Source organism: Bellilinea sp. (assembly GCF_053501535.1).
The window spans coordinates 1-6,848 of sequence record NZ_JBRCOK010000131.1 but is presented as its reverse complement, the minus strand read 5'-3'; the positions used below and the strand labels follow the sequence as shown (position 1 = coordinate 6,848).

Sequence of the window (6,848 nt, the reverse complement as noted above, 5' to 3'; positions counted from 1 at the left end):
CCGCCTCCCCCAAAATCGCCCCTGCGATTTTGGGGGAGGTGCAGGTGGGGGCATTGGCATCGCATGCCGGGTTTTGATCGCATCCCGAACTCACGTGTTTTTAGGCCGTTGAACTTCATGTCATTGCAAATTACCCACCTCGCTCAATTTCCCTCAGGGTATCTTCCAACCGATTCAGTACCTCATTGATTTCTTCATAAGTAATGATCAGGGGAGGCTCAATCCGAATGGTAGTCGAACTGATCAACGTGCCGGCGACCAGAACGCCGCGCTTGAACAGGCCGGCAGCCACTTTATAACCGGTGGCGCTGTCCTTGAAGTGCATCCCAATCAACAAACCCTTTCCTGTGATGCGGTCAAAAATATCCGGAAAACGCTGCGCCAGCTGATTGAGTTTGGGAATCAAATAATCCCCTTTTTCAGCGGCAACTTCCCATAATTTTTCGCGCAAGGTGACGTTGATGGCGGCAATTGCCGCGCTGCACGCCAGCGCACCCCCTCCGGTGGTTGTGGTGTGAATAAAGGGATTGGGGTACATCATCACCTGCCAGATTTCTTCCGTGGAGGCGAAAGTGGAAATGGGCATAACCCCGCCGCCCAGCGATTTTGCCAGGGCGACGATATCCGGTTTAACATCCCAATGGTCCACTCCCCACAATTTGCCCGTCCGGCCCAGGCCGGTTTGAACTTCGTCGGCGATCAACAAAACCCCATGTTTGCGGGTCGCTTCGCGGATGCGCGGCCAGAAATCATCCGGCGGGACAATGGCACCTGCCTCCCCCTGAATGGGCTCCATGATGACTGCCGCGATTTCAACCCCCACTTTCTCGCAGATATCCAGCTGTCTTTCGACGGCTTCTGCATCCCCAAACGGCACATGATAAACCGGTCCGCCGTATAAAATTCCGGGCGGTTGGCGGTAGTCGGACTTACCCATCACACTCAAAGACCCCAGCGTCTTGCCGTGGAATCCCTTCAGCGCGGTGATGAAGCCGGGTTTTCGTGTATACATTTTGGCCAGTTTCAGCGAGCCTTCGATGGCTTCGGTACCTGAGGCGCAGAAGAAGCAATACTTAATGTCGCCGGGTAAAATTTCGGCCAGGATCCTGGCCAGTACGCCGCGTAGAGGATCAATGAGTTCCTGAGAGGGCATGGGGGATCGCTCCAGTTGAGCCTTGACCGCGGCAACCACTTCCGGGTGTCCCCAGCCGAGGTCCATCATCCCGTAGCCGCCCAGGCAGTCAATGAACTTTCTGCCCAGTACATCCTGAAATTGAGCCCCTTTGCCGGTCCATTCGGTCATCGCCCAATCGCCGGCTTCGGTCACGGATTTGCGATATTCCAGCCAGCCTTTGTTGAAGTGTTCGGCAAAATTGATTTTGGATTCCTCGATGATCCATTTGGCCACATCTTCCGTGACTTCGCTTTGTCGAATAATGCTCAACCAGCGATTCGAATATTCAACGGCCCAATCATAGGCTGAATTCATAACTCACTCTCCTTGAAAAAAATCGGCATTTTCAAGATGCCGGTTGCTCAGGATTTATGATTTGGGATTCTGATTTTCAAAGTACGATGCCGGAATCCGCCAGTGAGAGTCATCTTTGACGATAAAGGGCACTAAAGAAGTGATGGTTTTTTGCACGCCGGGTATTCTGCCAATCACTTCGGTTACAAAGGTATACAGTTCCTGGTTATCTCTGGCGACGACCTGAACGCTGATGTCCCGCTCGCCTGTCGAACAGGCCACATAACTGACGTTCTCAAAGCGGGAAATTTTCCCGGCTACGTCCAGAATCATGCCCGGTTCAACTTGAATAAAAATATCGGCAATGACCGGAAAGCCAATTGCCTTTGGGTTTACCACGGCGGTAATGCTGATGACCCCCTCATCCACCAACCGTTGAATTCGATATCGTACCGCGCGTTCGGTAATTCCCCCAATCGTCCGCGCAATATCACTGGCGGGCATCCGCCCGTCAATGGTCAGCAGATCAATGATTTGTTTATCCGTCCAGTCCAGTTTGATGTTCATTCTAGAAATAGTATAGTCGTTTTTCCGAAAAATACAAGAGTTTGATTTTAAATTTCCGTTTTCGTCATTAATTTTCTCGATTTATGTAATTTCGGTGATTGCCATCTTCCGTTTTTTGCTATAATATTTTCAGGTTCTGCAAATTTTCACCCCAAGGAGTTGAGGATCATGATCCCGTGTGTAAACCACTCGATTTTGCATGTCAATTTGACCAACGGTGAATTGAAGACCGAACAGCCGGACGATGCTTTTTACCGAAAGTACGGCGGCGGCAGTGCGATGGGTTTGTACTACATCTTGAAGTTGACCCCGCCGGGCAGCGACCCGCTGGGCCCGCAAAACACGCTCACTTTCTTCACCGGCATCCCAACCGGTTTGCCAGTTTCCGGCCAGTCCCGCATTTGCATCAATGCCCGTTCTCCAATCAGCCTTGCGATTGGGGACAGCCAGGGGGGTGGATTTTTCCCGGCCGCTTTAAAACACGCCGGATTTGATGGAATTGTGGTTCAGGGAAGAGCCGATCAGCCGGTTTATCTGTACCTGCATGACGGGCAGGCCGAAATTCGGGATGCAGAACATCTGTGGGGGTTGACGACCGGCGAGGCGGAAGAACGAATCAAAACCGAGCTGGGTGATCCCAAACTGGAAGTTCTCCAAATTGGACCGGCCGGTGAAAAATTGAACCTGCTCGCGGCGGTGATGAACATGCACAACCGCGCCAATGGGCGAACGGGCATGGGCGCGGTCATGGGATCCAAAAACCTTAAAGCCATTGTGGTGAAGGCCGCTCGCAAAAGCGAAGCGGTTGACAAAGCCACCCTGGCCTCTTTACAACGGTTAGGCAGCAAATCCATTGATCAATACCCGGATGTTAAAGGTCTGATGCTGAACGGGACGGCGGACGTGGTGGCTTTCCAAAATTCGATTGGTTCCCTGCCCACCTACAATTACAATCAGGGCGATTTTGATCAGTTTGAAGCCATTTGCGGCGACCGCATGACCGATACCATCCTCAAAGGGAATGACACCTGCTTTGCCTGTACCGTCCGCTGCAAAAGGGTGGTAGAAACCGAGTACAAAGGACGCAAAGTACTGCCCACCTACGGCGGCCCGGAATATGAAACGATCAGCACAACCGGCAGTTATTGCGGCATCAGCGACCTGAACGCGATTGCCCTGGCCAGTCAGTTGTGCAACATGTACGGCCTGGATACGATTGGCACCGGCGCAACCATTGCCTTTGCAATGGAATGCTTTGAAAACGGGGTTTTATCGCTCAGCGATACGGATGGAATTGAGCTGCGTTTTGGAAATGCGGATGCCATGCTGACGATGATTGAAAAAATTGGCAGGCGGGAGGGCTTTGGCGCGGTACTGGCCGATGGTTCGGCTCGCGCTGCCGAGCGGATTGGAAGAAACAGCCATCGCTATCTGGTCACCACCAAAAATACTGAACTGCCCGCCCACATCCCGCACGCCAAGAAAACCCTTGGGGTGATTTACGCGGTCAATCCGTTTGGCGCTGACCATCAATCCTCCGAGCATGATCCGATGTACGAAGAAGGAGGATTTGACCATTATTATCAACGCCTTGCCCTGCTGGGGCTGCATCAACCCCAAAAACCGGGTTCCATGAATGAAGAAAAAATCCGCTTTGCCTACCTGAGTGAGTGCTTCTACTCCGCGCTGGATAGTTATTCCCTGTGTCAGTTTGTGTGGGGACCTGCCTGGCAGCTGTTCGGTCCGCGGGAAATGGCGCAAATGCTGAGCGCCGCCACGGGCTGGGAGGTGAGCGTCGAAGAAATCCTCCAGGTTGGGGAACGGCGCTTGAATATGATGCGCGCTTTTAATGCGCGCGAAGGCTTCACCCGCAAGGAAGATACCCTGCCCGCCAAGTTCGAAAAACCGATGAAGGGCAGCGGACCGACTGCCGGGGTTGCCTACCCCTCCCAGGATTTGGAGAATTACAAAACCATTTATTACACGCTGGCCGGCTGGGATGTTGAAACCGGCAATCCAACCGCGGGGAAATTGCGCGAACTGGGGTTGGAGTGGATCGTGGAATAGACTTGTTTAATGAAGGTTCGGGTCATTCTCCACTCCTATCTTCGTGAAAAGCTGCCCCCCGAAAGGTTGGGCCGGGCAGAAATGGAGCTGCCGCCGGAAAGCCGCGTGGGTGATTTGTTCGCTCAATTAGGCATCTCCCAGCCGGTTGCATGGTCATTGAACGGCCGTTTGGAGCGGGATTTAAGCCTGATCTTAAAGGACGGCGATGAAGTGCGCGTCTTTCGTCCGGGCGCCGGCGGGTGAGCGTGCCCAGCAGGGCGGTGAAGGGTATGATTAGAGGCGGTGGGTTGGTCATCCGTGCCGGTTTTGTTTGATGCGTTCTTCCACCTGCAGCGCCACGCTGCAAAGGGGGTCAAAAACACGGCTTGCAACGGGTAGGGGATGTTGCAAGCCGTGAACTTTACAGGCCGGGGCAGGGGAGGTGTGGCTCCTGGCTGGCTTTCAAGCCTCGCTGGTGGATTTGACAAAATCCAGCACCTCACTGAGGTAAGCAAACGCCAGAGCGGTTACCGTATCAGCTGCGCCGTAATAGACAGCCAGTCGGTCGGTAGGGGGGTCGTAGAGTGCGGCGCAGGGGAAAACCACATTTGGAACGTCACCCACGCATTCATACAGGGTTTGGGGGGACATCAAATAAGGGCCGCCGCGGGCAATCACTTTCCAGGGCTGATCCAGATCGAGCAGGGCTGCCCCGCAGGAATAGACAAATCCATTGCAGGAGGTCAAAACGCCGTGGTAAATCAACAGCCAGCCCTCGCGGGTTTCAATGGGAATTGGGCCGGCGCCGATTTTGGTACTTTGCCAGCCACCTTTGGGGCTCATCACAAAGCGATGTTGTCCCCAGTGGATCATATCCGGGCTCTGGCTGATGAAGATATCTCCAAAGGGTGTGTGACCGCGGTCGCTGGGGCGGCTGAGCATGACATAGCGGCCATTGATCTTACGGGGAAAGAGCACCCCATTGCGGTTGTAGGGCAGGAAAGCATTTTCCAAAAAATGGAAGGATTTGAAATCGTGCGTGTAGCCAACACCAATGGTCGGGCCATGGTAACCGTTGCACCAGGTGATATAGTAGCGGTCTTCCAACCAGACCACCCGCGGGTCATAGCGGTGTTCAAAAAGGGCCAGTTCCACCTCGCCGGTCAGCCAGTGGATCGGCTCATCATTCAATTGCCAGTTGAATCCATCTCGGCTGAAGCCGCTGTGCAGGTTCATCTCGCGCTTCCTGTTGTCGCAGCGAAAGACACCCGCAAAACCCCCTTCAAAGGGGACTACTGCGCTGTTGAAGATACTGTTCGAGGATGGAATCAGGTTGCGGGGAATGATCGGATTGCGGCTGTACCGCCACATCACATCCGAACAGCCCGGGGGGCGATCCTCCCACGGGATGTTGGGCAGAGCAGGTGCGTTCATGGTTTGAGGACCTCCTCTTGTGGGGGTAGGGGCTTCACCGATTCGCGCTCGACCAGATAAGGGTGGATCAGCAGGGTCATGCGGGCTGAGTCGGGATTTAGCCGGCGCAGCTCCAGCAACTCCACCGCTGCCCGCCCCATGGCTACCGTATCCACGTGCAGGGTGGTCAGGGCCGGATGAGTGTTAGTCGCGATGTAGGTATCATCGTAGCCCACAACCGAAAGATCATCCGGCACGCGCCGCCCCACACTTTGAGCAGCCCGGATAGCGGTACTGGCGATTTCGTCATTTATGCAAAAGAGGGCAGTAATTTGGGGATGGTTCCTGAGCAGGGCTGCGGTTTCATCAAATCCTTTCGTGCGGGTGATGTTGAAACTGGCCAGGTAGGTATGAGAAATCCCGTGTTCCTTGAGCGCGCGCAAATAGCCGTTGCGCCGGTCAAGCAGACTGGGGTAGCAATGTTCATCACCGCCGATCAGCCCAATGTGTCGGTGGCCTTTCTCCAGCAGATATTCGATGGCTTGATAAGCCGCATGAAAATTATCCGAAACCACGGCATCGTAATGGTCGCGGGCGGCGTAACCATCCACCAGTACCACCGGAGCGGGATACTGGGTCAGCCCGTCGAGAAACGCTTCGCTGGCATAAATGCCAACCAGCAGCAGTCCATCGGCATTACCGTTGGTGACGCTCTGCCCGGGAGGTTGCAGGGGATGATTGTTTTCATCCACTGGCAGCGAGGCGAACAACAAATTAATCCCTTTCCGGCGGCAGGCATCCTCGATGCCCACAATGACCTTGGAATAAAAGGGGTTGGCTTGAGGAGCCTGGCCGGGATCGAGCTTGACCAGCATGCGCAGGGTGGAAAGGCGGCTTTGCGTAGCATCTGTGAACGAATGGGGCGGGGAATACCCCAGGCTGGCTGCGACGCTCAGGACCCGTTCACGGGTATCGCGGGCAACGCCGGGGCGGTTATTCAAAACCAGTGAAACGGTTGAAATCGAAACGCCGGCACGGTGGGCAATCTCGGTAATTTTTACTTTTTTGGTCATGGAGAGATATCTACCAGAGAAAAAAATCGAAAGATTTTAATCATTTTATCGCGAAAACCAATAAAGTCAAGACGTAATTGCGAAATATTTTTATAAAAGTTTTTATAACCATCGTTTGGCTTTAAAGATGGTGAAAAAGTTAAAGTTTCTGCGGGTTGAAAGGGTTCTATCCGTTCAAAATACAGCCTGTAGGATGGTCAAAAATGTGAACAGGTACTCATCGGGGATGAAAATGGAGAGAAATGCCAGGTTTTTAGCAAATCTTAAAATTTTAAAAGACA

General features: G+C 53.5%; 6 protein-coding genes. 2 read left to right on the top strand and 4 right to left on the bottom strand.

The features are described 5' to 3' along the window. Window positions 1-130: 130 nt before the first annotated feature. Both ACWIZX_RS12175 and ACWIZX_RS12170 read right to left on the bottom strand, forming a co-directional pair. Window positions 131-1,489, bottom strand: coding sequence for an aminotransferase class III-fold pyridoxal phosphate-dependent enzyme (locus ACWIZX_RS12175; protein ID WP_322794192.1), 1,359 nt, complete (start codon window positions 1,487-1,489; stop codon window positions 131-133). A 54-nt stretch (window positions 1,490-1,543) separates the two neighbouring features. After that, window positions 1,544-2,035: an Lrp/AsnC family transcriptional regulator gene (locus ACWIZX_RS12170; protein WP_322794193.1), complete on the bottom strand. Its 492-nt coding sequence runs from the start codon at window positions 2,033-2,035 to the stop codon at window positions 1,544-1,546. Between the two features lie 168 nt (window positions 2,036-2,203). Here ACWIZX_RS12170 and ACWIZX_RS12165 point away from each other — a divergent pair, with 168 nt between their 5' ends. Further along, entirely contained in the window at window positions 2,204-4,102 is a 1,899-nt protein-coding gene (locus ACWIZX_RS12165) for an aldehyde ferredoxin oxidoreductase family protein (protein ID WP_448335971.1), read from the top strand. 9 nt (window positions 4,103-4,111) lie between these two features. Next, complete coding sequence (locus ACWIZX_RS12160; protein WP_448335970.1) at window positions 4,112-4,345, top strand: MoaD/ThiS family protein; 234 nt, start codon at window positions 4,112-4,114, stop codon at window positions 4,343-4,345. A 198-nt stretch (window positions 4,346-4,543) separates the two neighbouring features. Here ACWIZX_RS12160 and ACWIZX_RS12155 read toward each other — a convergent pair whose 3' ends face one another. Both ACWIZX_RS12155 and ACWIZX_RS12150 read right to left on the bottom strand, forming a co-directional pair. After that, on the bottom strand, window positions 4,544-5,515 hold the full coding sequence (locus ACWIZX_RS12155) for a glycoside hydrolase family 130 protein (protein ID WP_322794566.1): 972 nt from the start codon (window positions 5,513-5,515) through the stop codon (window positions 4,544-4,546). Then, window positions 5,512-6,567 (bottom strand): LacI family DNA-binding transcriptional regulator, encoded by a 1,056-nt coding sequence (locus ACWIZX_RS12150; protein WP_322794565.1) that lies wholly within the window; start codon window positions 6,565-6,567, stop codon window positions 5,512-5,514. Before ACWIZX_RS12150 ends, ACWIZX_RS12155 begins: the two co-directional genes overlap by 4 nt. Window positions 6,568-6,848 lie beyond the last annotated feature (281 nt).